This is a genomic window from Aliivibrio sp. EL58 (genome assembly GCF_900312675.1).
GTDB lineage: Bacteria > Pseudomonadota > Gammaproteobacteria > Enterobacterales > Vibrionaceae > Aliivibrio.
The window spans coordinates 257,378-281,860 of sequence record NZ_OMPC01000004.1 but is presented as its reverse complement, the minus strand read 5'-3'; the positions used below and the strand labels follow the sequence as shown (position 1 = coordinate 281,860).

23 protein-coding genes and 5 tRNA genes are annotated in these 24,483 nt (G+C 39.4%); 12 read left to right on the top strand and 16 right to left on the bottom strand.

From position 1 onward, the window contains the following. The 3 genes from menB to menE all read left to right on the top strand — a co-directional run bounded on the left by menB (nucleotide 1) and on the right by menE (nucleotide 3,308). Complete coding sequence (gene menB / locus ED622_RS06770; protein ID WP_045102455.1) at nucleotides 1-867, top strand: 1,4-dihydroxy-2-naphthoyl-CoA synthase; 867 nt, start codon at nucleotides 1-3, stop codon at nucleotides 865-867. A gap of 78 nt (nucleotides 868-945) precedes the next feature. After that, nucleotides 946-1,920, top strand: a complete 975-nt coding sequence (gene menC / locus ED622_RS06765; RefSeq protein ID WP_122033159.1) for an o-succinylbenzoate synthase — start codon at nucleotides 946-948, stop codon at nucleotides 1,918-1,920. Next, the gene (gene menE / locus ED622_RS06760) at nucleotides 1,908-3,308 is read left to right on the top strand and encodes an o-succinylbenzoate--CoA ligase (protein ID WP_122033158.1); all 1,401 of its coding nucleotides are present in this window, start codon (nucleotides 1,908-1,910) and stop codon (nucleotides 3,306-3,308) included. The genes menC and menE overlap by 13 nt, the downstream gene beginning before the upstream one ends. Here the strand turns inward: menE and ED622_RS06755 are convergent. Beyond that, complete coding sequence (locus ED622_RS06755) at nucleotides 3,288-5,156, bottom strand: MFS transporter (RefSeq protein WP_122033157.1); 1,869 nt, start codon at nucleotides 5,154-5,156, stop codon at nucleotides 3,288-3,290. The two genes, menE and ED622_RS06755, sit on opposite strands and share 21 nt — an antisense overlap. A 22-nt stretch (nucleotides 5,157-5,178) precedes the next feature. Beyond that, nucleotides 5,179-5,778 carry a TetR/AcrR family transcriptional regulator gene (locus ED622_RS06750; RefSeq protein ID WP_122033156.1) on the bottom strand — a complete coding sequence of 200 codons (600 nt, stop codon included), beginning with the start codon at nucleotides 5,776-5,778 and terminating at the stop codon, nucleotides 5,179-5,181. 224 nt (nucleotides 5,779-6,002) lie between these two features. On the opposite strand from ED622_RS06750, the gene ED622_RS06745 reads away from it, so the two are divergent. Further along, on the top strand, nucleotides 6,003-6,896 hold the full coding sequence (locus tag ED622_RS06745; protein WP_122033155.1) for a Tim44 domain-containing protein: 894 nt from the start codon (nucleotides 6,003-6,005) through the stop codon (nucleotides 6,894-6,896). A gap of 146 nt (nucleotides 6,897-7,042) precedes the next feature. Next, a complete protein-coding gene (locus ED622_RS06740; protein WP_122033154.1) occupies nucleotides 7,043-7,273 on the top strand; it encodes a TIGR02647 family protein in 231 nt (76 codons plus the stop codon). Between the two features lie 20 nt (nucleotides 7,274-7,293). Here the strand turns inward: ED622_RS06740 and ED622_RS06735 are convergent, their stop codons facing one another. Next, nucleotides 7,294-7,545, bottom strand: a complete 252-nt coding sequence (locus ED622_RS06735; RefSeq protein WP_122033153.1) for a YkgJ family cysteine cluster protein — start codon at nucleotides 7,543-7,545, stop codon at nucleotides 7,294-7,296. 161 nt (nucleotides 7,546-7,706) lie between these two features. Between ED622_RS06735 and ED622_RS06730 the strand changes: the two genes are divergently transcribed. Further along, entirely contained in the window at nucleotides 7,707-8,147 is a 441-nt protein-coding gene (locus ED622_RS06730) for a YcgN family cysteine cluster protein (protein ID WP_122033152.1), read from the top strand. Further along, nucleotides 8,147-8,446, top strand: a complete 300-nt coding sequence (locus ED622_RS06725) for a hypothetical protein (RefSeq protein ID WP_122033151.1) — start codon at nucleotides 8,147-8,149, stop codon at nucleotides 8,444-8,446. The genes ED622_RS06730 and ED622_RS06725 overlap by 1 nt, the downstream gene beginning before the upstream one ends. Here the strand turns inward: ED622_RS06725 and ED622_RS06720 are convergent. Then, nucleotides 8,435-9,127 (bottom strand): SDR family oxidoreductase, encoded by a 693-nt coding sequence (locus ED622_RS06720; RefSeq protein WP_122033150.1) that lies wholly within the window; start codon nucleotides 9,125-9,127, stop codon nucleotides 8,435-8,437. The two genes, ED622_RS06725 and ED622_RS06720, sit on opposite strands and share 12 nt — an antisense overlap. Before the next feature lie 171 nt (nucleotides 9,128-9,298). On the opposite strand from ED622_RS06720, the gene ED622_RS06715 reads away from it, so the two are divergent. Next, nucleotides 9,299-10,138, top strand: a complete 840-nt coding sequence (locus ED622_RS06715; RefSeq protein ID WP_122033149.1) for an isopenicillin N synthase family oxygenase — start codon at nucleotides 9,299-9,301, stop codon at nucleotides 10,136-10,138. Between the two features lie 168 nt (nucleotides 10,139-10,306). Continuing rightward, a complete protein-coding gene (locus ED622_RS06710; RefSeq protein WP_122033148.1) occupies nucleotides 10,307-10,792 on the top strand; it encodes a GNAT family N-acetyltransferase in 486 nt (161 codons plus the stop codon). 163 nt (nucleotides 10,793-10,955) lie between these two features. Here the strand turns inward: ED622_RS06710 and ED622_RS06705 are convergent. The 10 genes from ED622_RS06705 to ED622_RS06660 all read right to left on the bottom strand — a co-directional run bounded on the left by ED622_RS06705 (nucleotide 10,956) and on the right by ED622_RS06660 (nucleotide 17,562). Beyond that, nucleotides 10,956-11,046 (bottom strand) — tRNA-Ser (locus ED622_RS06705). A gap of 122 nt (nucleotides 11,047-11,168) precedes the next feature. After that, complete coding sequence (locus ED622_RS06700; RefSeq protein ID WP_122033147.1) at nucleotides 11,169-11,876, bottom strand: carbonic anhydrase; 708 nt, start codon at nucleotides 11,874-11,876, stop codon at nucleotides 11,169-11,171. Between the two features lie 232 nt (nucleotides 11,877-12,108). Next, nucleotides 12,109-12,185, bottom strand: a tRNA-Asp gene (locus tag ED622_RS06695). A 38-nt stretch (nucleotides 12,186-12,223) separates the two neighbouring features. Next, nucleotides 12,224-12,314 (bottom strand) — tRNA-Ser (locus tag ED622_RS06690). Between the two features lie 794 nt (nucleotides 12,315-13,108). Further along, a tRNA-Asp gene (locus tag ED622_RS06685) sits at nucleotides 13,109-13,185 on the bottom strand. A gap of 38 nt (nucleotides 13,186-13,223) precedes the next feature. Next, nucleotides 13,224-13,314 (bottom strand) — tRNA-Ser (locus tag ED622_RS06680). 95 nt (nucleotides 13,315-13,409) lie between these two features. Further along, nucleotides 13,410-14,687, bottom strand: a complete 1,278-nt coding sequence (locus tag ED622_RS06675; RefSeq protein ID WP_122033146.1) for a HAMP domain-containing sensor histidine kinase — start codon at nucleotides 14,685-14,687, stop codon at nucleotides 13,410-13,412. Between the two features lies 1 nt (nucleotide 14,688). Then, nucleotides 14,689-15,366: a response regulator transcription factor gene (locus ED622_RS06670; RefSeq protein ID WP_122033145.1), complete on the bottom strand. Its 678-nt coding sequence runs from the start codon at nucleotides 15,364-15,366 to the stop codon at nucleotides 14,689-14,691. A 137-nt stretch (nucleotides 15,367-15,503) separates the two neighbouring features. After that, nucleotides 15,504-17,312, bottom strand: a complete 1,809-nt coding sequence (locus ED622_RS06665; protein ID WP_122033144.1) for a DUF3413 domain-containing protein — start codon at nucleotides 17,310-17,312, stop codon at nucleotides 15,504-15,506. A 19-nt stretch (nucleotides 17,313-17,331) separates the two neighbouring features. After that, nucleotides 17,332-17,562, bottom strand: a complete 231-nt coding sequence (locus tag ED622_RS06660; protein WP_122033143.1) for a YejL family protein — start codon at nucleotides 17,560-17,562, stop codon at nucleotides 17,332-17,334. A gap of 76 nt (nucleotides 17,563-17,638) precedes the next feature. Here ED622_RS06660 and yejK point away from each other — a divergent pair, with 76 nt between their 5' ends. Then, nucleotides 17,639-18,655 carry a nucleoid-associated protein YejK gene (gene yejK, locus ED622_RS06655; RefSeq protein ID WP_162922479.1) on the top strand — a complete coding sequence of 339 codons (1,017 nt, stop codon included), beginning with the start codon at nucleotides 17,639-17,641 and terminating at the stop codon, nucleotides 18,653-18,655. A 142-nt stretch (nucleotides 18,656-18,797) separates the two neighbouring features. Continuing rightward, entirely contained in the window at nucleotides 18,798-20,003 is a 1,206-nt protein-coding gene (locus ED622_RS06650) for a chemotaxis protein (RefSeq protein WP_122033141.1), read from the top strand. Nucleotides 20,004-20,127: 124 nt separating this feature from the next. On the opposite strand, the gene nhaC is transcribed toward ED622_RS06650, so the two are convergent. Continuing rightward, nucleotides 20,128-21,564: a Na+/H+ antiporter NhaC gene (gene nhaC, locus ED622_RS06645; protein ID WP_122033140.1), complete on the bottom strand. Its 1,437-nt coding sequence runs from the start codon at nucleotides 21,562-21,564 to the stop codon at nucleotides 20,128-20,130. Between the two features lie 621 nt (nucleotides 21,565-22,185). Between nhaC and asd the strand changes: the two genes are divergently transcribed. Continuing rightward, a complete protein-coding gene (gene asd, locus ED622_RS06640; RefSeq protein WP_122033139.1) occupies nucleotides 22,186-23,301 on the top strand; it encodes an aspartate-semialdehyde dehydrogenase in 1,116 nt (371 codons plus the stop codon). Between the two features lie 112 nt (nucleotides 23,302-23,413). Here the strand turns inward: asd and ansA are convergent, their stop codons facing one another. Then, a complete protein-coding gene (gene ansA, locus ED622_RS06635) occupies nucleotides 23,414-24,427 on the bottom strand; it encodes an asparaginase (protein WP_045102434.1) in 1,014 nt (337 codons plus the stop codon). Between the last annotated feature and the right edge of the window lie 56 nt (nucleotides 24,428-24,483).

Below are 24,483 nucleotides of genomic sequence, written 5' to 3'. Positions count from 1 at the left end.
ATGGCAAGAACTGTTGGCATTTCAGAACAAGAACTTTACGCTCCAGTAGATTGGACAGATTGCACGGCTCAATACGAAGATATTCAATATCATAAATCGGCCGATGGCATCGCGAAAATCACTATCGCACGTCCACAAGTACGTAACGCTTTCCGTCCTGGTACGGTAAAAGAGATGATCGATGCGCTGGCGGATGCTCGTTATGACGAGAAAGTTGGCGTTATTATTCTTACCGGTTTAGGCGAAGATGCATTCTGTTCAGGTGGTGATCAGAAGATCCGTGGCGATTACGGCGGCTACCGTGATGACAGTGGTACACACCACTTAAACGTCTTGGATTTCCAACGCCAAATTCGTACGTGTCCAAAACCAGTTATTGCTGCTGTTGCTGGCTATGCGGTTGGTGGTGGTCATGTTCTGCATATGATGTGTGACTTAACTATTGCGGCTGAGAACGCACAATTTGGTCAAACAGGCCCTAAAGTGGGTTCTTTTGATGGCGGTTGGGGTGCTTCTTACATGGCTCGTATCGTTGGTCAGAAAAAAGCGCGTGAAATTTGGTTCTTATGTCGTTTCTATGATGCACAAGAAGCATTGGACATGGGTCTAGTAAACACGGTTGTCCCTGTTGCTGATTTAGAAAAAGAAACCGTTCGCTGGTGTCGTGAAACACTACAACACAGCCCAATGGCATTACGTTGCCTTAAAGCGGCATTAAATGCGGACTGTGATGGTCAAGCAGGCCTTCAAGAGTTAGCGGGTAACGCAACAATGATGTTCTACATGACAGAAGAAGGCCAAGAAGGTCGCAACGCCTTTAATGAAAAGCGTCGCCCTGATTTCGATAAATTCCCTCGTAATCCATAAGCATTTATCACTGATTTGATTTAAGTATTAGAGGCTCTTTATGAGTCTCTTTTTTCTTTTTATTGGTTGGAGTAACAAATGAAAGCAGCCAAGATATATCAATACCAACTCCCTATGGACAGTGGAGTTATTCTTCGTGAACAACGTCTTCAACAACGAGATGGCTTGATCATTGAATTACGTGATGGAACACAGTGTGGCAAAGGTGAAATCGCACCTCTGCCTGAATTCAGTCAAGAAACATTAGAGCAAGCGCGTGAAGATTTATTGTCACTGACGCAAGCGTGGCTAAATGGTGAAGAGCTGGATCTTGATGCGAATTGCCCATCGGTAGCATTTGGCTTTAGCATGGCATTGCTAGAGCTTGAAGGCGGCTTACCGCAAGAAGGTAATTACCAAGCGGCACCATTATGCTCAGGTGATCCTGATGATTTAGTGGTTAAGCTTAATGAGATGAGTGGCAAAAAAATCGCGAAAATCAAAGTCGGCTTATATGAAGCGATCCGCGATGGAATGGTTGCGAATATGTTCTTAGAGCTTATTCCTGATCTCTCTTTACGTCTTGATGCTAACCGTAACTGGACACCAAAAAAAGCTGAGCAATTTGCTAATTACGTCAGTCCACAATTTCGCTCTCGTATCGAGTTTTTAGAAGAGCCTTGCCATACTCCAGAAGAGAGCTTGGCATTCTCACAAGCAACAGGTATTGCCATTGCTTGGGACGAAACAGTACGTGATGACGGATTTGAAGTAAGCGCTCAAGAAGGCGTAAAAGCGATTGTGATCAAACCAACCATGGTTGGCTCAATAGAGAAGTGCTTGGCCCTTGTTGAAGAGGCGCATCAGTTAGGTATGCAGGCTGTGATTAGCTCAAGCTTGGAATCAAGTCTTGCATTAACACAGTTAGCGCGATTGGCTGCATGGAAAACACCAGACACGATCCCAGGTTTAGATACTATCGACCTTTTTAAAATGCAATTAGACACGCCATGGCCTAATTGTCAGTTACCACTGAATACATTATCAGAGCTTAAGATTGTATGGGAAAACTAATCTCTCCACTTTTTACGACTTGGCCTTGGGCAAAGTGGGGTGAAGATCGTGAAATGGAAATCGCTCTTCGTGATGGCAACAACGTATGGACTTGGGGGGAAGTATCAACCCAAGTAAATCGATACGCTAACGGTCTTATTCAACAAGGCGTTAAGCGTGATGATGTGGTTGTTGGTGTCGCTAAAAGTGGGATTGATCTCGTTTGGTTACAGTTAGCGTGTATTCGTATCGGTGCTCGTTTTTCTGCGATTAACCCAAAAACGCCGAGAGCTCAGCTTCATCAGTTAGTGACGAGTATTTCAGCGCAACATATGTGGTTTGGTGAAGGACAAGAGAGTATTTCTGGTACTTGGCACCACCTGCAATTAATCAACGCTGAATACAGTGTGATTGCTGCGACATGGCAAGCGAATCGACTAGCAACATTAACCTTTACCTCGGGTTCTACTGGGTTACCAAAAGCCGTTGCCCATAGTGCAAATAATCACTTACATTCTGCGGCTGGCTTACTAAGCACGATGGAATTTGATAATTGCGATTCATGGTTATTATCTTTGCCTTTATTCCATGTATCAGGCCTAGCGATTGTATGGCGTTGGTTATTAACTGGTGCAACAATGGTAATGCCAACCGAAGATGGGTTATTAAATGACTTATGTGGTGTTACCCATGCGTCATTAGTACCAACACAATTGCAGCGAATTTTAGACAGTGGCGATGTTTCTCGTCTTGCATTAAAGCGCGTATTACTTGGTGGAGCGGTTATTCCAACAGAATTGACCAATGCCGCTAAAGAGAATGGCATTGAATGTTGGCTAGGTTATGGCATGACAGAGATGGCGTCTACGGTAACCGCGAAACTGGCAGATGGGCAACCAGGGGTCGGTAACATACTGCATTATCGTGAATTGCGTATTGAAAAAGGCGAAGTTCTTGTTCGTGGCGAGTGTTTAGCACTAGGCTATTATCGTTCATCTGGCATCATGAATATCACTAACGAAGAGGGTTGGTATCAAACTAGCGATCTTGGTTATGTGATGGGAGCAGAGCTTCATATTCAAGGCCGAGCTGACAATATGTTCATTTCCGGTGGTGAAAATATTCATCCTGAAAAAATTGAACTGGCTTTGTTAGCGCATGATGCGATTGAGCAAGTGATTGTTATTGATGTGGCAGATGAAGAGTTTGGACAACGCCCTGTTGCCGTTATTAAAATGACACAACCGATTAGTCATGACGAACTGCATACCTTCTTAAAAGAGAAATTAACTCAGTTTGAATGTCCAATTCGCTATGAAACTATGCCTGAACACTTACTTGGAACAGGCCTTAAAATTTCACGTCCACAAGTAAAAGAGTGGGTTAACTCACTGCCAATCACCGCGTAATTGAATTACTTTTTCACGCATTACGCTTGATGTTGCTAGATGTGGTGGTACGGGCTCTCCGGCTACCACTTCTATTTTTGACCAACAGCGGCTTGGTCGTTTTAATATCGCTTTCCCACCATGACGACTAAAGAAACTGCCCCATAAGCCACGCAGTGCCATTGGAATTACAGGTACGGGTGAGCGTTTCAATATGATGTCTATTCCTCGTAAAAATGGCCCTACTTCACCATCGTGAGTTAATACCCCTTCAGGAAAAATCAAGACGATTTCACCGTTAGATAATGCTTCTTCAACATCGAAAAAGGCACGACGAATAGAACCACTTTTTGATGCATTAATAGGAATTACTTTGGTTAAACGGAAGAAGTATTTAACTAAAGGTAATTCGGCGTATTCCTCTTCCATGACAAAGCGAATAGGGCGAGGGCATGCCCCACTAAGAATAAACGCATCCATATAAGTAATATGATTACAAACCAGTAAAGCGCCACCTTCTTCAGGAAGATGTTGTAACTCTTTATGTTTTACTCGATATAAGGTGTGAGTAATGATCCAAAGTAAAAATCGGATCACAAAGACAGGCACTTTACAGAATAGAAAGAGAGCGACAACTCCATTCATGATAGCCAGAAGTGCAAAAAATTGAGGAATAGAGATCTCAATAATCGATAAGCAAACAATACCTAAGATAGCGCTAGAGACCATAAATAGCGCATTATAGATATTATTGGCAGCAATGATCTGAGAGCGATGTTCCGGCTTTGGGCGCTTTTGAATGAAGGTATAGAGAGGAACAATATAAAGCCCGCCACAAATCCCTAAAAAGAACAGGTTAATAAAAACAGGTAAAAGCTCAGGGCTTAAAAATGTCGCCATAAAACCAGAGGCATGAATAGGCATATTTGGTGTTGAAAGGTACAGATTCATCCCAAACAGAGAAAGGCCAAAACAGCCTAAAGGAATGATGCCGATCTCAACTCGGTGTTTAGATAAAACATCACAAGTAAGAGAACCAATCGCAATACCAACAGAAAACAACGCCAGCAATACCGTTACAGTAATGGCATTATCGTTAAGATGTAGATGAGTATAATTTGGGAACTGAGTTAAATAACTTGCACCTAAAAACCAGAACCAGCTGATCCCCATAATCGCTAAAAATACAGCGGGATCTTCTTTGGCAATATTAAGTGTCTGTTTTGTTTGTTGGATAGGGCGCCATTTAAAAACTAAATCGGGAGCAATGGCTTTAGTGTGAGGAATAGATCGGCTTGCAAGGTAACCAAGTACGGCAAAAAGAACAACCGAACCTGCTGCAATGTACTCCGCGTTATCTTGTGAAGCAATAAAACCAGCGCCAATGGTTCCGAATAAAATAGCAAGAAAAGTTCCTGTTTCAACTAAGGCATTTCCTGACACTAACTCTTCTTTTTTGAGTTGCTGAGGAAGAAGAGCGTATTTGACCGGACCAAAAAAAGCCGATTGTGTTCCCATCAAAAAAAGAAGAATTAATAATAAGGTGTAATTTTGGAGGATAAACGCCATCGCGCCAAAGAGCATAATAACGATCTCAGCGAGTTTAACCTTGCGAATAAAGGCAGATTTCTCATACTTATCGGCGAGGACGCCGGCAAAAGCAGAAAAAAGAAAGAAAGGCAGAATAAACAGGCCAGCAGCAAGATTAATAAACAGATTAGATGGCATGGGTAAGCTATCAACACTAGCAAAAGCAACAAAAAGTAATAGCGTATTTTTATAGATGTTGTCGTTAAATGCGCCTAAAGCTTGAGTTAAAAAATAAGGCAGGAATCGACGTTGAGTTAATAGCTTGGCTTGCTTTGCCATGAAAAGTCCCTTGATTACAAAGCTAGTGTTGCTTCCATTGATTAATATAGTTCAATAGTAGGTTATCGATGAGAAGATGGCCATCAATTGGTGTTGAAGAAAACAACAAGTCATCCAAACTTAATAATGTAATTCCATGAACACTGGCCCAGATAACACGACTGCTTTTCTCTACATCAGAATCGCATTTGTGTGGATTAATTGTTTTAATTATTTCTTCAAGAACGCCCATCATTTGATTAATGCGGTTCTCTTGCCAATCAGGTAAGGCCTCACCATTCATATTATGTTGAAACACTAATCGCCAGCGATTGGGATGCTCTTGGGCAAAGTCATAATAACAGTAAGCAATGGCTTTTAGTGCTTCTTCAGGAGTAGCGCTGTTTTCTAGCCCTTGATTTACTTGCAGCATGATTTCATCTAGCGTTTGGGCGATAGAGCTCAGAAGCAATAAATTATAACTACCAAAAATATTCACTAATGTACTCGGTACATAACCAATGCTTTTTGCTAACTTTCTTAAACTGAGTTCGTGATGACTATGCTCGCCAAGGAATACTTTGACATTATCTAATGCCATGTCGCGTATTTCTTGATGAGTATGGTCGTTTCTGCGCGCCATATGACCCTGATCTATAAAATTATGTACAATGTTCTTAATTTTAAATGTATCTACCGATTCTTCAAGTAAGAGTTTTATCAATTAGGACGTAAAGCACAGTGTTGAGAATAAAACAGAGAGCTTTTAACACTCTGAAACATCCTGATCAATTTTAAAGCTCCCAATATGAAGCAATGCAGGCTATTATCAGGTCAAATTATTTTAATACAGTAAAGGAACAGACAATGAAACGTCTTTTATCTATTGCTGCCCTAATGTTTGTTTTTGTTCTTTCTGCGCCTCATGCAGAAGCAAAGAAATTTGGTGGTGGTAAATCATTTGGCAAAAGCTTTAAAACAGCGCCTGCGCCAAAACAGAAGCAACAAAACACGAATACCATTGGTAAGCAAGATACCGCTAAGGGCGCATCAAGCAAGAAAGGCTTAATGGGCGGACTACTTGGTGGTCTTCTTATGGGTGGTCTTTTAGCATCAATCTTTGCTGGCGGTGGCTTTGAAGGTATCCAGTTTATGGATATTCTAATCATGGCTGGTGTGGCATTTGTTCTGTTTAAGCTTTTCCGTATGTTTATGGCATCAAAGGCCAGCAGTATAAATCAGAGGCAAGGGGCAGCATACGCAGGCCCACAAGCATCTCACGACGAGAAACCAAGCTTCCGTGATAACCAGCAGTACTTCCAAGGTGAGCAAGCACAGCCACAAGCGACAGGCGGCTTTGGCGCACCTGCAGCTGATGAGATCCCGCATAACTACCCACCGGGTTTTGATCTGCAAGGCTTCATCAATGGTTCTCGCGAGCACTACCGTATTTTACAAGGTGCATGGAACCATAACCAACTTGAAACGATTCAAGAGTACGTATCAATTAGCTTATACAATGATCTAGTAAAAGAGCGTGCAAATCTTGAAGGTGAGCAACACACAGACGTTATGTTTGTTGATGCTGAAGTTGTTCGTGCCGATCATAATGCAAATAACGCACAGCTTAGCTTACAGTTCTCTGGTCGCTACCGTGATTCAGTGGAAGGTGTTGAAGAAGAAATTACAGACATCTGGCACTTGGAGCGTGACCTTACGCAACCAAATGCACCGTGGTTAATTATTGGTATTCAAGCTTAACTGTCTAAATACATAATAAGTTGATTAAAAAACATCCTCATAGAGAGTAATCCTATGGGGATTTTTTATAGGTGTGATCTAGCTCTGTTTTAATCTTTTAAAGACAGTCTATGCTGAATTCAGTTAATAAATAAGAGAGATATATTATGCCATTTAATAAAGACATCGTTGAAGAAATGAACCTTCTCAAGCAATTCCCACTAGAAAGCACTCAAGCGGGTTTAAAAGTACATTCTGACGCAGCACCCGAAGCAATCGAAGCAATGAAGCGTCTATTCTCGAAAGGATTGGTAACACAGGAAGATGGTGGTTATTTAACAAACCACGGCATTGAAACAGCAGAACAAGTACAAAACGTAATTCGCGTACTATCGTAATCGAATGCTGTTGTAAAAGATTATAGCGTCATTGACTCAAGTTCAGTGATGGTTTGAATAGCTTGTTCTGGGGTTGACCCACATACGTCAGGGCAAGCTTTAAATTGATGACACACCTTTGGGCGTTCTGCCTTACCAAACAACTTACACAAGTTCTCATCGTTTAATTGTACGCAGCGTACTCCTGCAGGTTTCCCATCAGGCATTCCCGGAATAAATGAACTTATACTCGGGGCTATACAGCAAGCACCACAATATAATCTACACTCCATAACACTATCTCATTGCATCAATTAAAGGATGCGCAAAATACCATTCTTCCCCTTTCAGGTCAAAGTTACTCAGGATTATCTCTTTACTGATTAGTAAACCACTTGCACTTTTATCTCAAGATGGGTATAAAACCGCCTCTTCCCATAACGAGTGTAAAGCAATGACAGAGCAATTTTGGCAACAAAAAAAATTAGAAGAAATGACAGAGCAAGAGTGGGAATCTCTTTGTGACGGCTGTGGTAAGTGCTGTCTACACAAGTTAATGGATGAAGATACAGATGAGGTTTACTACACTAACGTGGCATGTAGCTGGTTAAACAGCAAAACGTGTTCATGTAAAGATTACGCTAAGCGTTTTACTTCAGGTGAAAACTGCCTAAAACTAAGCCGTGAAAATATCGCTGAATTTAACTGGTTACCAGTGACTTGTGCATACCGTCTATTGGCAGAAGACAAAGACATTCCAGAATGGCACCCACTGATCACTGGGTCTAAATCAGCAATGCATGCTGCTGGCGAAAGCGTAAGAAACAAGGTTGTTTATGCGATTGATGTAAAAAACTGGGAAGATCATATTACAAATCACCCTCATAGAAACTAATGACTAATAAACCAAAAACACAAAAGCCTGATCGTAAAACCGCGATGTTAAATATCATTGAATTAGTGAAAGCGGATTTTCCATTTGATGCGCCTGAAGCTCAAATATGTGGTGATACGTGTGTAGGTTGTCCACGTAAGTTGATTGAATTGGTGGAAGGTGAGTTACTGTATTGGGAGTCTTACGTTCAACGTGGAGAAACCCCCAATTTTTCAGAGATCGAAAGTTTTGCCAAACTGTGTAAAAACGTTCGCCGCGGTTTAGTTAGAAATGGAATATTAGAGCCGCTACCAAGGTAATTCAGTTCCGTCAAAATTTAAAAATTGCCCACTATTATCGATTGATAGTTGGGCAATAACTTTTGTTAATTCTGCAACTGATTCTTCTGTTGAAATAAGGGCATTTGGTCCTCCCATTTCAGTTTGAACCCAACCTGGGTGTATCGCGATAACGGTAAATCCTTCTGGCTTCAAGTCATTACTTAAACTTTTTACTACCGAGTTTAATGCAGCTTTAGATGAGCGATATAAGTAGCCGCCACCAGACGTATTTTCTGTCATGCTACCTACCTTAGATGAAATACAAACAATGGTTTTATCATTACTCAATTGCAAGTTAGGGTAGAGGGCTTCAACTAGCTTTTGAGGGGCAATGGCATTAATTTCAAATACCTTCTTCCACTCTGTAACATCACAATTCCCAAAGCCATACCCTTTAGGGCCATAATAGCCTGCATTATTGATTAATAGATCGATTTTACTTTCTGAAATCTGCTGAGATAGCTTAAGAATAGCGTTGTAATCAGTAAGCTCTAATTGGTAAAGTGATAGCGTATCGTACTGTTTGGTGAGTGTGAATAACTCAGTAGCACTGCTCTCATCACGATAAGTCGCACTTACTTTAGCCCCTTGTTGTAAGTAGTAAGCAACAAGTGATAATCCTATCCCACGGTTTGCACCTGTAATGAAGACGTGTTTCATACTTTGCCCTTATTGTTGTTACACAGAATAGTTGTGTTTCTATGTGTAAACGAATTGTTGTCTGTTTTTAGACATTAGCGCTTGAGGCTCTCTGTTCATCTTAATACAATTTAACAGTACATTATAAAAACATATTATAAAAACCAGTCAGCCAACGATAAGATAATAATTATGAAATTAGAAGCAATTGATTACACTGCTGAGAATGCAGCGGAGCTGTTTGTTAAATCACTGCGTGAGACAGGGTTTGGCGTATTAAAAAATCACCCAATTCAACAAGAGCTTGTACAAAGCATCTATGACAATTGGTATGAATTCTTTAACAGCGAAGAAAAAGAGAACTTCCAGTTTAATGTAGAAACTCAAGATGGATTTTTCCCTGCGTCGGTATCAGAAGTCGCAAAAGGGCACACTAAAAAAGACATTAAAGAGTACTACCATTATTACCCAACGGGTCAATGTCCTGAGCAGTTAAAAGCACAGATTCAAGAGTATTACGATAACGCTAATATTCTCGCTAGTGAGCTGCTGTCTTGGGTTGAAGCGCACTCACCAGAAGACGTATCTGTATTGTACTCTCAATCGCTTTCTAGCATGGTAGAGCAAAGTGATAAGACATTACTTCGTATTCTTCATTACCCACCATTAGAAGGCGATGAGGAGCTTGGTGCTATCCGAGCTGGTGCACATGAAGATATTAACTTATTAACAGTGCTCCCAGCAGCTAATGAGCCGGGTTTACAAGTTAAGACTAAAGAAGGTGATTGGTTAGATGTGCCTTGCGATTTTGGTAACTTAATCATCAATATCGGTGATATGTTGCAAGAAGCATCAGGGGGTTATTATCCATCAACAACGCACCGAGTGATTAACCCTGAAGGCTCGGATAAAACGAAATCTCGTATCTCATTACCGTTGTTCTTACATCCAAAGCCTGACGTTGTTTTATCAGAGCGTCACACAGCAAACAGTTACCTAATGGAGCGTCTACGTGAGTTAGGTGTGATTTAATTCGTTAATATCGAAAAGAACATTAAAAAGCGAGTAATTTAGGTTACTCGCTTTTTTTGTGTCACTGTGATCGAGATTGTCCCTCTATGGCTACTTTGTGGAGGACGCCGCAATTAGGTGTTCATATTTTTCTATAATGAAGCAAGAGAATAAATGGAGGCAAAGGATATGGAGTATCGAATTGTTGGTATTACCAGCGACCATGATAATGATATCTGCTACATCATTAAAAACGTAGGTGTTGAGTTTGGTGCGATAGGGGAAGGTTTTGGCCCATCGGACGATGAAGTTTTGGAAATGAGTAAATACTATAATCCGGCATTCAAAAGTAAATACCTCATTTTATTGCTCGATGGCCGAGTGGTTGGTGGCTGTGGTTTAGCTCCATTTAACGGCAGTGAGACTGTGTGTGAGCTACGTAAACTATTTCTATTACCTGAAGCACGAGGCAGAGGCTTTGGTAAAACCATTGCAGGTAAAGTACTTAAATGTGCGAAAGAGTTTGGTTATTCTCAGTGTTATTTAGATACGCTCTCAAGTATGAAATCTGCCATTAGTTTATATGATGATCTTGGCTTTGAGCGATTAGCAAAACCTCTTGATGGTGCAGTGCATAATGGCTGTGATGTATGGATGCTTAAAACGTTTAAATAGACATAGGTAGATAACGCGAATATTTACTTCTTAGTTATTTTCAGAGTAGCCCAGTTTAAAATTTTCTAACACCTTCTTTGAGGCTTATGAAGATAATTGATTTGAGAAGAGATAATACGGCAGATACAAAAAAGCCCCAGCATTTCTGCTAGGGCTTTGAATGTGGTGGAGGGATAGGGATTTGAACCCTAGAACCGCTATTAACGGTTGCCGGTTTTCAAGACCGGTGCTTTCGACCACTCAGCCATCCCTCCGATGCGGTGAATAATAGGCGTAACCCTTCTTCTTGTAAAGGATTCTTTTTGATAAAAACACCGTTTGCTCTAAATTCGATCATATCGATGAAAGTTAGAGCAAAATTGCAGGTTGTTACTGTTTATTTTAATACAGGGCGGGCATTAATCGCTTGTACTGGACGATTATTTCCTTGATACAGAGATTCAAATTGAGTTAATTGCTCAGCAGAAATCGTAATCGGGTTTTTCATTACTAACCAAGTAACCCCTTCTGTGCATGGTGGGGTAGTTAATGAGCCATTAAAGCGATAATAAGCCTGATCACCAGGCAGTAGCTTTGTAAGCGTTAATTTACTATCAAGTTTAACATCACCTGATTTTGGCATTTGAGCCCAAACTTTTGCCAATTCAGTATTTTCTTTACCCTCTTTAAACATAACTCCTATCACGGCTAGGTTTCCATCTTTATTGGCGTGAACTAAATGCATTTCTAAAGGATATGAATGACCAGCAATCAGGTTTTCACTTGGGGCATGGAAATGAAGTTGTAATAGACTAAATGTTTTCCCTTCAACTTGAATAGATTGCTTGCCATCAAAATTTACTTGTACGGTATGGCCATTATTGACGATATTCTTACCGGCTTGAGCATAGTTGAATGTGATAGGATCTAAAGTACTCTCAATTGCATTGGTAATATCAATAGGGGATTGATTCACTCCTGTCTGGCAGTTGCCGTGCCAATTAGCAGGGGCGGTTTCTCCTGCATAACTCCACTCTGAAGCAGAAACGAATGAGCTAGTTGATAGAGCGGTGATAACTGCCAACGTTGAAATAATATGTTTCATGGTTTTCTAGCCTTTTTGTTTTATAAAATATGGCGTTAGGCTAGTACAGATGGGGTTGAGTTAAAAATGCTTTGAATAGAATTTAGCTAACTACTTCCATTTATATGAAACGGTTTGAAAATATGTTTTATTTCTAAGGCACTATTTGATGAAAATAAGGTAACTATGGGGATGTTTCATATTCGACAGATACAAAAAAGCCCTGTCATTTCTGACAAGGCTTCGTTGATGTTGGCGGAGCGGACGGGACTCGAACCCGCGACCCCCGGCGTGACAGGCCGGTATTCTAACCAACTGAACTACCGCTCCAATTTTTAAAACCCAGACTCTATCTGAATTTTCAAAAGTGGTGGAGGGATAGGGATTTGAACCCTAGAACCGCTATTAACGGTTGCCGGTTTTCAAGACCGGTGCTTTCGACCACTCAGCCATCCCTCCAATGCCGAGCATAATAGGCTGAACCACTTTTATTGTAAAGTACTAATTTTAAAAAAGATTCTGTTTGATTTAATTTTAAACAATTTGAGGGCATTTAAAGCAATGTTGAAGGTTTGATTATTGAAGTTAGCTTAAGCTGGGTAAACATAAGTCGGGAAAAATGAGGATCTAGTTAGATATGACCAATGGATTGGTTTAATGAAACTTATTGAGATCTCATATTTAACAGATACAAAAAAGCCTCGTCATTTCTGACAAGGCTTTATTGATGTTGGCGGAGCGGGCGGGACTTCCTATCTCACCTTGAGAGCAGCACGTCCCCGGCGTGTCAGGCCGCTAAGCTCTCCAATAGAAAGTCTAATCAACTGAACTACCGATCCAATTTTTAAAACTCAGATTCTATCTGGATTTTGAAAAGCGGTGGAGGGTAAGGATTTGAATACTAGAGTTATTATGTAATGAAATTTACGGGATTCTCATATTCAACAGATACAAAAAAAACCTGTCATTTCTGACAAGGCTTCATTGATGTTGGCGGAGCGGACGGGACTTTCTATCTCACCTTGAGAGCAGCACGTCCCCCGGCGTGTCAGGCCGCTAAGCTCTCCAATAGAAAGTCTAATCAACTGAACTACCGCTCCAATTTTTAAAACTCAGACTCTATCTGGATTTTTGAAATGCGGTGGAGGGTTAGGATTTGAATACTAGAGTTATTATGTAATGAAATTTACGGGGACCTCATATTCAACAGATACAAAAAAGCCCTGTCATTTCTGACAAGGCTTCGTTGATGTTGGCGGAGCGGACGGGACTCGAACCCGCGACCCCCGGCGTGACAGGCCGGTATTCTAACCAACTGAACTACCGCTCCAATTTTTAAAACCCAGACTCTATCTGAATTTTCAAAAGTGGTGGAGGGATAGGGATTTGAACCCTAGAACCGCTATTAACGGTTGCCGGTTTTCAAGACCGGTGCTTTCGACCACTCAGCCATCCCTCCAGTGATTTGAATAATATGCGTATCACTGGATCTTGTAAAGGATAAATTTAAAAATATGGGCTGACTGCACTATTTTTGCGCAATGTGCTCTGTTTTTAACTGATTTCTTTATTTTTGTTATATAAAACAGTCGCAATACAGCCATAGCTACCTTCTTTATTAGTCAACGTGAAGGTCAAATCATAACGTTGACTAATGTCTCTAACAATCAATAATCCTAAGCCGAACCCTTCAACGCCACGGGGTTTTTCATCTAAACCAATGCCAGAATCAATAATAGAAAACCCTTCTTGATTCATTGATATGATGATTTCGCCTTCATCTGTACAGTTGAAGGCATTTTTAATCAGATTACCAATTAGGACTTTTAATATGTTTTCAGAGATATAGGTGGTAGTTAAGCTTTCTAATTCAATACGATAACTAACTTTTTTAAAGCGTAGTAGATGTGCGTGCGTTTCAATAATTCTTTCCAGCTCAGTAACGTCGATACTTCGATAAGTTATAGCTGAATTTTTAAGATCAGATTCATCACGAGTAAGTGATAGTAAGGTATCAACAAAGTCACTCATCTCTTGTACGGCATCGTTTAATCGTTTTTGTTGTCTTTGTATAAATACTGGGTCGTTTGATTGATCAAGTAGTTTGGTTGCTCCTTTCATAATCATTAATGGTGTACGTAGCTCATGGCTAGCATATCGAGTGAAAGAACGTTCACGTTCGATTAACTGTTCTATTTGTTGGTAATTAGCATTAAGGGTTTCAATTAATTGCGCACTTTCTTGGGTGTTTCCTGAAATGCTATCTGGAATTTGAGATATATCTCCCTGTTTTCTATTGCTTATGTTTTCTGTTAATCGAGTTAGAGGTTCTGTTATTCTTTGTGATATTTTTAAAATAATAAAAAAGCTGATAAGCATTAGCAATAAAGAGGAGCCAATAGTTTTTGATTCCATGAAGAAAATACGACGCTCAGAGTCATCAGTAAAATCTCCAGTTAAGACAATGTAAATGCTCTTGCCATGGTTATCTAATGTACGATAAACAAAGGCCTCATTTTCGACATAGCTGTCTTTTTTGAATACTTCTATTGTAGTATCTAACGGTAGATTGAAGAAATCAGTGTAATTAATATCAATATCTTCTTTGTTTGTATAAACGGTAATACGATCAGTGATTACTACTTTGGTTGAATTGGTATTATCAAGGCTGTTTATTGCCACTTCTTTTGCGCTTAGGATTTTTTGTTTAGCGAGTAGGTTCTCAATGCTATCAAGTGTTGAATCAATCACTAATGCATGAACGATAATAATCGCCAAAGCAACGATCGAAAAATAAATAAAAGTAAGGTGTTTAGCACTGTATTTACGCATTTCAGTCTACTTTCCCAATTAATTGATAACCAACTTTGGGAATGGTTTTTAAGTATTTATGAGTAAATGGTTTATCGACTAAGTTTCGTAATTGATAAATATGGCTGCGTAGTACGTCTTTTTCAGGTTCATCATCTCCCCATAGTTCATAAGCAATCGCTTCTTTATTGACAATTTTAGGGGCAGAAAGAAGCAGATTTTTCATGATGATAAATTGAGTGGGGTTGAGACTAAACCTTAACCCTTGGCGAGAGAGAGTATTTGAGGTGAGATCTAATAATAACTCTTCAAACTGAAGTTCTGTTTTGGCTTGTTTTCCTGAGACTCTACGAACAAGAGCATTGATACGGGCATCAAGAATATCAAGGTCAAAAGGTTTAACTAAATAATCGTCGGCACCTTGCTTGAAGCCAAGAAGAGTGTCTTCTGTGGTATCTCGTGCCGTGAGCATAAGAATTGGGGTGTCTATTCCTTCTTCTCGTAAACGATTACATACGGTTAAGCCATCCATTTTAGGTAGCATGACATCAAGAATAATCAAATCGAAATGTTCTTTTTTAGCAAGATCATAACCTTGCTGACCATCACTTGCATAATCTAATACATAGCCTTTAATCTCAAAGAAATCAAAAATGATCCCCGCAATATCTTGATTATCTTCAACAAGCAATAGTTTCATATACACCTCTATTTATCTGATTTTATATCTTAACTATTTTATGTGAAAAAAAAGTAGATTTAAGGCGATATTTGAATTTGGTATAAACATTAGATATAAAAAATCCCTTTATGAGAAAGGGATTTTTATGAGGCTATTTATTTTTTAGGGTGATAAAACCGTTTTAGCTCTGAGATGCCTTGCATCAGTAATGAGAGTTTCGGTTTTTCATCCGTCAAACGATTATAGTTTTCATCGTAGACTTTATAATTACCAAATGTATCAATAACAACAGTATTGCTATCTGTGATTAGGGCGATATTTTTTCTGTCACCAGCTAATAGCCAATTACGATCATTATCTTGAGTTAATAAATTTAAACCACTGCTGTAACTTTCAGCTGATGTCGTTGTTTTTAAAAATGACTCCATCAATGTTGGTGCTAAATCTAAGTGACTTGAACGAGTCATAATTAATTCAGGCTCAACGTCTGGCCAATGAATTAACATAGGTACACGAAGCTGATATTTACTGAAGTTAGTACTTGAGCCCCAGCTATTAGTATTGGTTTCATCAAATTCCATACCGTGATTTGATGTAATGACAACAATGGTATTTTCCCACTCAGGAGATTGTTTTAATGCGCTCAATACTGCTTTAAGTTGTTGGTCGGTTTTTTTAACTGCTTTTCGGTAGTTAATCTCAAAAGCACTTTGATCTGAGTTTTCTGTCGATATTGGACTTGTTGCATCATATTCAGAGACAGAGGTCAGTTCTAAATAACTAAACCATGGCTTGTCAGATGTTTGTGCTTTGAACCAATCATTCCATTGAGAAATTGCTTTGCGATCAGACATTTTCTCTTTAGGTTCGCCAATCTCGCCTTTAGTAAAGATGATTTGCTTATACAATGACGAAGTAAAATCATCACCACTAAATAAACCAAATTGGTAATCACGGTTATGTAGCTCAGCTAAAATTGGTGATTCAATTTCTGAGTTTCTAAAGTTATCAACGTAGTTTCCAGGCAATCCATAAAACAAGCCAAATAAGCTTGTTGGGTTATTACTGGCACTGTAATGATTGTTGTAGTTTAGATTGTTCTGAGCAAAGCGTGTTAAATTTGGCGTATCAATATGATTTAATGTGTCAGCTCGAAGGCTATCGATCATAATGATTTGTAAGTTATAACCAGTTTGCTTTGTTTTAAATTTTATTGGCTCAAGAGGGTAACGCATCGCTTCTTTTGCGCCGCCAGTACCTTCTTCTTGGATTTGTTTTGCCAATGCATCGCGATCAATAAAGCCGTGTTTTTCTAAAAACGAGCGTGCTGTCATTGGATAAGATAATGGGAATGTGGCACGTTGAGCGGTTACTGGCCCATAAGCTGAAGCATCAGCCCATGTATGAATTAAGTGACTACCAATGAATGCGACAGCGAAGGTGATCGCAAAAGGGCGACCAACATGCTTATGTGCAAGTTTGCGTAATTTATTCCACACCCATTCAGAGAGAGAAAGTTGAAGTAGGAAAATTACGGGCACCAGAATAAACAAATATTGCCATTGGGTGTTTAAATTTGATTTATCGTTGTTCAGCAGCATATCCCAAACCAGTGGGGTAATATGCAGGTGAAGGTTTTGATAAGCGTAAGTATCTAGCAGCAGCAAGGTCATACCTGCGGTTGCTATGATGACACTTAAGATACGCATTAATCGTTGAGATGGCGTAATAAAGGTAAGAGGGAACAGTACTAGAATGTAAAACCCAAAGACCAAAAAGCCAAAATGACCTATCCAGTTTAACACTAGATAGGTCTGACCAAGTAACGTTTCAGGCCATGGAGATTGCGATATATAACGCGTGCCAATAAGCATTGCAGCAACGATATTGAAGAAGCTAAACCAGTGACCCCAAGTAATTAACTTAGAGACTTTGTCGCTGTAGGTATTCCCGCTATCAACCATGGTAATTGAATTCTCGCTCTTAGTGAGTTTTTGGTGTATCTAATGAGCTAAATAGTGCTTGAGCAAATTTCTCAGCAATAACTTTACGCTGCTCTGCTGGCACTTCTTGGTTTAGTACATTAGTAGCAATGTTACCAACCAACATTAGAGATAGATCAGCTGGTGCACGATGCTTATCTAGTACATCGACCATCTCTGTTAACATTTGTTCAATTTGTTTGTTGCTGTATTTCGAAGTAGTAATAGCCATAAGTCTTTTCAGTTAATGATAGTGAAAGCGGCTTATGATAACCTACTATGCACGTCAACTAAAAACCTTTTCTATTATGAGTTTAACCCTTTCAAACGTAATTTTACATAAATTAGTAAAAAATGAGCAAGATGAAATCGAAGTTTGTCTACGAAATCAAACTCTTGAGAACGAAGAGTTCACTGAAGCCCTCGTATCTGAGCTGCATCGTGTCTTTAACTCTAAAGCAGGTAAAGGCTTTGGTGTATTTAAGACTGAAAGTGAGTTCGGGCATTGGTTAGGTTCCGTTCGTAAGAATGAAACGCCATTTTTAGAATTCAGTAATAAATCGGCAGAGAAATTAAAATCAGAGCTGATTAAATACCCATTTGCTGAAGAAGGTATTTTAGTTATCGCTGAATATCGTTCGCTAGCAACAGAGTATTTGTTTGTCGCAGTATTACCATCAAACGAGAGTATGAAGGTCACGGAGCAATTAGATATTCGTTCTACTGATTACCTTGATATTGCTAAAATGGATATTGCGGCACGTATTGATTTATCAACTTGGGAAACGGATTCAGACTCAAATCGCTACCTGACGTTCATTAAAGGACGTGTGGGACGTAAAGTCTCTGATTTCTTCTTAGATTTCTTACAAGCAGATGTAGGTATGGATACTAAGGTGCAAAACCAAGTATTGATGCAAGCCGTTGAAGATTTCTGTGCAGATGAGCGTTTAGAAAAAGAAGAAAAACAGCAATATCGTAAAAGCGTATATGATTATTGCAATGGCCAACTTCAAGCTGGTGAAGAGTTAACCGTCAAAGAGTTATCTGGTGAATTACCAACCTCTGAATCAGGCTCTAATTTTTACCAATTTGCTGAAGAGCAAGGGTATGAATTAGAAGAATCTTTCCCAGTTGATCGCACTGCAATGCGTAAACTTACTAAGTTTGTTGGTGCTGGCGGTGGTTTATCTTTGAACTTTGATGCGATGTTACTGGGTGAGCGTGTTTTCTATGATCCAGAAACAGATACTCTAACAATTAAAGGCACACCACCAAACTTAAAAGATCAATTAACACGACGTCTAGGTTCTTCTGAATCATAACTCGTGTTTATATTGCAAAAAATAAAGCTGTTGATTTATGCATAATTGACAGTTTGTTCTCACATATTTGATAACTTGATTTTTGCAAAATGATACCCTATCTATCCTTTAATTATAAAATTCTGGTTAGGTAGGGTTGTTCATGAAATACACCTCTAAATTCTTTGTTTCTAAGCTATTCTCGATAGCTCTATCCCTTTTTCTGCTCAATGGTTGTTCTTTACTTGAGCTGAAGATAGAGTCTCAATCTATCCCATTAACGACGGCAGAACTCAATACTCGTATTTTAACTCGTGAATACAGCAAACATTTCTTTAGTGAAGTGGAATCTGCTGCGGATAAAATATCAGCGACATACCCTAAAGACGATACCTTACATCAATCGTATGTTTTGTTATGGAAGATCCATGCAGAAGAAGGGTTGCAACGTGCGGCGTATCAAGTGTCTCCAAAAATAGCCTTAATTGATACTTGGGTTTTTGCTGCTCAAATGGAACAATTCTTCTCACTAGAAGGGAAAGGCTCTGAGTTATTTGATGGCGATGTCGCTTTTAAAACAAGCCAAGTTCTGAATGATGACATTAAAAAAATGGCAGAGAAGCTGTTGTCGAGTTCTGAGTTTAGTGATGCTCAAGACTTTATTACCACGTTTGTTGCAGAGCACCCATTTGATAATTTAATGATGCGAAGAACCCCTGCTTTAAAAGCGTGGTTAGCGCATCAAAATATCGATGAAACGGAAGCGGTAGCAACATTAGGAACCATGCCTGAGGCGTTAGGTGATGTCTCTGACCGCTTAGGTTTAGTGTCAGAACAAACCCCGAAGATCATGACATGGAAAGCCCAATTGATTGCGATGAACAGCAATCTAAATGGTAATGATATTAATAAAACCATGGAAAGCTTGCGCGATACCTCTGAGTCGTTTCAAGACTTTGTGAACAACAACCCTGAGTATATGCAAAATCTAGCAGAACAAATGAGCTTACAGTTACAGCCATTGCTTGACGATTTGGATCTAAAGACAGATGACAAGTTAAATCAACTCAGTGCTGAGCGTATTGCTTTAGAGGCGATGGTTGCTCGTGAACGTCAAGAGTTAGTGAACATGGTTGAGAGGGAGCGTAATGCAATTGCGATTATTGTTTCTCAAGAGCGTGAGAAGTTTACTCAAGATTTAGATAAAGTCTCACAAGATGTGCTGACACTTGCGATAGATAAAGTCATTGATTTGATTAAGAGCACCATTATTTACTTCATCTTATTTATCTTAGCTATTTTCTTTGCGCCTTTAGGATTGGGTTACTTCTTAGGTAAACGAGCAGCTGTGAAAAAAACGGTTGTATAAATATTGTGATAACTATAGATAATAGTTAGAACATAAAAAATAGACATAAAAAATGCCAGTGGTTGAGTCAACCGCTGGCATTTTTCTATTTAGATGACGCTATTTAAAGGTAGAGCAGTATGAATTACGCTGTTTTTGTTTCTACTGCAATAGCTTCGTCAGTATCTTCTGCTGTGATTGTTGGTTCACATTTATCAACAAACCAACCCATGTAAGACGTCACGATTGTCACGATAATACATACAAAGCTTAACCACATGAACGGTGCGTAAGACAGTGTCGCAACACCTAAGATACTTGCCATGTAGATACCATTATCACTCCATGGAACCATACCTGATGTTAGCGTTCCGCCGAACTCTGCGTTACGAGAAAGGTTCTTACGTTTGTAGCCTAAACGGTCGTAGTTTTTCGCACAAATCTTTGGAGTAAGGATAAGCGATACATACATTGCTGAGCCGAAGATGTTACCAAAGAAAGCCGTAGCAATTGTACTTGTCGCGAGTGAACCAGGACCTTGTACGCGTTTTTCGAATAGTTTAGCAACGGTTTCTAGTACGCCAACTTTATCCAGTAAGCCACCAAAGCCTAAACCAAATACGATAACAGCTACTGAACCAAGCATTGAAGACATGCCGCCACGGTTTAGAATTGAGTCAATGAAGCCAACACCAGATTCAATTGAGAACGGAGCCCATGCTGTATTGAATGCGGTCAAGAAGTCGATATCTTGAACCATCACTGCCCAAATAATACCCAGAAGAGAACCAAAGCTAATTACTGGGAAAGAAGGCATACGCATTGCTAATAGACCAAGCACAATCACGACAGGAACAAATGAGAATGGAGAAATTACAAACTGATTTTCCATCGCAAGAATTACTGAATCTACTTGGCTCATGTCAACGTTACCAGCAAAGTGGAAACCAAAAGCGGTAAACATGATACCAGTAATGATGTAACTGATAAGTGCAACTGGAAGCATGCCCTTAATGTGTTCCATTACTTCAACGCCTGACATTGAAGAAGCAAGAATTACTGAGTCTGACAGTGGTGACATTTTATCGCCAAAGTAACAACCAGAAAGGATAGCACCTGCAGTAATCGGAGCCGGAACACCAAGACCTTGACCAATCCCCATCATCGCAATACCAGCTGTACCTGCAGCACCCCAAGAGGTACCAGTTGCAAGAGCTGTTAATGAACAGATAATCATTGTTGCAAGAAGGAAGATTGATGGATGAATTGCTTTTAAACCATAGTAAATAATGGTTGGAACAATACCGCCAGAAATCCAAGTACCTACTAAAGCACCTACAGCCAAGAGAATTAATACCGCTCCTAGTCCATTGGAGATGCCATTTAGAGCTGCTTTTTCTAAAGATTTATAATCATGACCTAACTTGATACCTAAAGTAATGATAATGAACCAACCAATATAAAGTGCTAATTGGATAGGTAGATCAAGTTGTGCCGTGAAAGAAAAGGCAAGTAGTAGAAATAGCCCTAAAGATATAATTACCTGCGTTAGCGATGGTAACTTTGTCGTTGCTTGCTTCATGTATAAAGCCTCTTTTTTGTATGCATGAATAAAATTCATACGATAAGGGATTGTGTTTTCTAAACGAGATGCACTTTACCTTATGATCAACAAGAGATCGATTAACTATAGTTGATTTGTGATTTCTATCTATAGCGGTGTTAAAAGACTGCTTATAAGTAAATTTTTGGTTAATAATTGGTTTTATATTTTAAGTTGATTGGTTTTAACACTCGTTTGATGTTTTTATTTTGTATCAAATTTTATACTTAACTTTGTTTTTAAGTATCAGTAATTAACTGCTTTTTAGTGTAATCGTTTGCTAATTCATTATTGAGTAAAATATCATGAAGTGTAACGAGGTGTAATAATCTAAAAATATTACTTTTTAAGCTGTTTGTGGTTATTTATTGTATTAGTTGTTAAAAAATGGTTTTTTGTTGATGTAAAAGTGCGATTTTTGTCAACTTAACTAAAACAGTGTCGTTTTTTTATCCATTTTTTTGAAATAAGAAACGTAAATAGGTAGAAATATGATCCATAAAAAGTAAGTAATGAAGCAAATAGTGCTTGAGATTTTGTCCTGTTCATCATATAGATGGAGTAAGTATTTTTTATTTTTTGAATTACAGGGAGAGTATAATGAGAGTAGGTTTAGTCGGCTGGCGTGGAATGGTGGGGTCAGTATTAATGCAGCGTATGGTTGAAGAACGTGATTTTGACCATATTGAACCTGTATTTTACACTACATCACAAGTTGGAATTCCAGCACCAAACCTTGGAAAGGATGCCGGTTTACTGCAAGATGCATTTGATATTCAGTCCTTATTAAAATTAGATGCAATTATTACCTGTCAAGGTGGTAGCTATACTGAAAAAGTATACTCAGCACTTCGTCAAGCAGGTTGGAAAGGCTACTGGATTGATGCTGCATCTACATTACGTATGAAAGATGATGCGATTATTACGCTTGATCCAGTGAACTTTGATCAAATTCAACAAGGCATTCATGCAGGTACTAATACTTATGTTGGTGGTAACTGTACGGTTAGTCTGATGCTAATGGGTCTTGGTGGCTTATATAAAGCAGGTTTAGTTGAGTGGGTTAGTGCTATGACGTATCAAGCGGCTTCTGGTGCTGGTGCGAAAAATATGCGTGAGCTAATTTCTCAAATGGGCGTAGTGAATGATTGCGTGACATCTGAACTAGCAAATCCTTCAAGCTCTATTTTAGATATTGATAGAAAAGTAGCAGAGACAATTCGTTCTGATTCTTTCCCAACATCAGAGTTTGGGGCTCCACTGGCGGGTTCATTGATCCCTTGGATTGACGTGAAACGCGAAAATGGTCAGAGTAAAGAAGAGTGGAAAGCAACGGTTGAAACCAACAAGATCCTTGGTCTTCAAGATTCACCAATTGCGATTGATGGTACTTGTGTACGTATCGGTGCAATGCGTTGTCACTCACAAGCATTAACGATCAAATTGAAGCAAGATGTCCCAATGGATGAGATCGAAGAGATCATTGCAACGCATAATGATTGGGTTAAAGTTATTCCAAATGAGCGTGATATTACTGCTCAAGAGTTAACACCTGCAAAAGTAACAGGTACTTTGTCTGTGCCAGTCGGCCGTTTACGTAAGATGTCGATGGGTAATGATTTCTTGAATGCCTTTACCGTTGGTGACCAATTACTATGGGGTGCAGCAGAGCCACTTCGTCGTACATTGCGTATAATTCTTAACGAAAAGAAATAATCTCAACATTCTAAATAGAGTTAATTGCATTAGTTAATAGAACAAAAAAGGCTTCCCATGAGAATATCAGGGAAGCCTTTTTATTATAACAAGATGACCTTGTTATTAGATTTTAGTGAGTTAACTCGCCACGTAAACTTTGCTGCATCATGGTACGCATGGTTTCATAAGGCAGATCTTTACTTAGTAGGTAGTGCAGTTTAGCTAGTGCTGCTTCTGGGGTCATATCATAACCACTGATCACACCGGCTTCAGCAAGCGCACAACCTGTTGCGTAACCACCCATGTTTACTTTTCCTGATAAACATTGAGTTAAGTTTACAACGACAACACCACGCTCAGAAGCGTCTTTTAGTTGTGCTAAAAGCTCTGGATTTTGTGGGGCATTACCTACACCAAAAGTGAGTAATATCATTGCATTCACAGGTTGGCGTAATGTGTTTTTAATCACTTCGGCTGAAATACCTGGGTACATGGTTACTACGCCAATTGGTTGTGGCGTAATATTATTAACCGTGAATTCACCTTCAGGCTGTTTATTGATTTCAGCACCGTTGATTTGGATATTAATACCCGCTTCAAGTAATGGTGACAGGTTTGGCGAAGAGAAAGCATCAAAGCCATCAGCATGTGATTTTGTACTACGGTTACCACGAATTAATTTGTTGTTGAAGAATAATGTGACTTCGTTAATCGGGTAGTTAGCTGCAATGTGTAAGGCATTTAATAAGTTGCTTTGGCCATCAGAGCGTAGCTCAGCAAGAGGGATTTGAGAGCCAGTTACGATCACTGGTTTTCCAAGGTTCTCAAGCATAAATGAAAGTGCTGATGCTGTGTAGGCCATGGTATCCGTACCATGAAGAATTACAAATCCGTCGTATTTATCGTAGTTAGCACGAATATCATCTGCAATACGTTGCCAATCTTCTGGCGTCATATCAGATGAATCAATTAATGGTTCATATTCGTGAATGGTGAAAATTGGCATTTCTGCACGATGAAACTCAGGCATTTGTTTTAGTTGATGTTGCATAAATCCTGATGCAGGTACATAACCATGATCATCAGATTTCAACATGCCGATTGTGCCGCCTGTATAGGCGATGTAAATGTGTTTTCTTTCCATAATAACAACGGTACAGAGTTATGGGAGGTAGTGCGATTATACTGTGCCTTCGGCAT

What these genes read in the sequence shown, in the direction of transcription:
- asd (WP_122033139.1), top strand. Translation starts at nt 22,186, where the DNA reads ATGAGAGTAGGTTTAGTCGGCTGGCGTGGAATGGTGGGGTCAGTATTA.
- ED622_RS06725 (WP_122033151.1), top strand. Translation starts at nt 8,147, where the DNA reads ATGACTAATAAACCAAAAACACAAAAGCCTGATCGTAAAACCGCGATG.
- ED622_RS06745 (WP_122033155.1), top strand. Translation starts at nt 6,003, where the DNA reads ATGAAACGTCTTTTATCTATTGCTGCCCTAATGTTTGTTTTTGTTCTT.
- ED622_RS06665 (WP_122033144.1), bottom strand. Translation starts at nt 17,312, where the DNA reads ATGGTTGATAGCGGGAATACCTACAGCGACAAAGTCTCTAAGTTAATT.
- nhaC (WP_122033140.1), bottom strand. Translation starts at nt 21,564, where the DNA reads ATGAAGCAAGCAACGACAAAGTTACCATCGCTAACGCAGGTAATTATA.
- menB (WP_045102455.1), top strand. Translation starts at nt 1, where the DNA reads ATGGCAAGAACTGTTGGCATTTCAGAACAAGAACTTTACGCTCCAGTA.
- ED622_RS06650 (WP_122033141.1), top strand. Translation starts at nt 18,798, where the DNA reads ATGAAATACACCTCTAAATTCTTTGTTTCTAAGCTATTCTCGATAGCT.
- ED622_RS06675 (WP_122033146.1), bottom strand. Translation starts at nt 14,687, where the DNA reads ATGCGTAAATACAGTGCTAAACACCTTACTTTTATTTATTTTTCGATC.
- ED622_RS06735 (WP_122033153.1), bottom strand. Translation starts at nt 7,545, where the DNA reads ATGGAGTGTAGATTATATTGTGGTGCTTGCTGTATAGCCCCGAGTATA.
- ED622_RS06730 (WP_122033152.1), top strand. Translation starts at nt 7,707, where the DNA reads ATGACAGAGCAATTTTGGCAACAAAAAAAATTAGAAGAAATGACAGAG.
- ED622_RS06755 (WP_122033157.1), bottom strand. Translation starts at nt 5,156, where the DNA reads ATGGCAAAGCAAGCCAAGCTATTAACTCAACGTCGATTCCTGCCTTAT.
- ED622_RS06710 (WP_122033148.1), top strand. Translation starts at nt 10,307, where the DNA reads ATGGAGTATCGAATTGTTGGTATTACCAGCGACCATGATAATGATATC.
- ED622_RS06715 (WP_122033149.1), top strand. Translation starts at nt 9,299, where the DNA reads ATGAAATTAGAAGCAATTGATTACACTGCTGAGAATGCAGCGGAGCTG.
- ED622_RS06670 (WP_122033145.1), bottom strand. Translation starts at nt 15,366, where the DNA reads ATGAAACTATTGCTTGTTGAAGATAATCAAGATATTGCGGGGATCATT.
- ED622_RS06750 (WP_122033156.1), bottom strand. Translation starts at nt 5,778, where the DNA reads ATGGCGCGCAGAAACGACCATACTCATCAAGAAATACGCGACATGGCA.
- ED622_RS06740 (WP_122033154.1), top strand. Translation starts at nt 7,043, where the DNA reads ATGCCATTTAATAAAGACATCGTTGAAGAAATGAACCTTCTCAAGCAA.
- menC (WP_122033159.1), top strand. Translation starts at nt 946, where the DNA reads ATGAAAGCAGCCAAGATATATCAATACCAACTCCCTATGGACAGTGGA.
- menE (WP_122033158.1), top strand. Translation starts at nt 1,908, where the DNA reads ATGGGAAAACTAATCTCTCCACTTTTTACGACTTGGCCTTGGGCAAAG.
- ansA (WP_045102434.1), bottom strand. Translation starts at nt 24,427, where the DNA reads ATGGAAAGAAAACACATTTACATCGCCTATACAGGCGGCACAATCGGC.
- ED622_RS06700 (WP_122033147.1), bottom strand. Translation starts at nt 11,876, where the DNA reads ATGAAACATATTATTTCAACGTTGGCAGTTATCACCGCTCTATCAACT.
- ED622_RS06660 (WP_122033143.1), bottom strand. Translation starts at nt 17,562, where the DNA reads ATGGCTATTACTACTTCGAAATACAGCAACAAACAAATTGAACAAATG.
- yejK (WP_162922479.1), top strand. Translation starts at nt 17,639, where the DNA reads ATGAGTTTAACCCTTTCAAACGTAATTTTACATAAATTAGTAAAAAAT.
- ED622_RS06720 (WP_122033150.1), bottom strand. Translation starts at nt 9,127, where the DNA reads ATGAAACACGTCTTCATTACAGGTGCAAACCGTGGGATAGGATTATCA.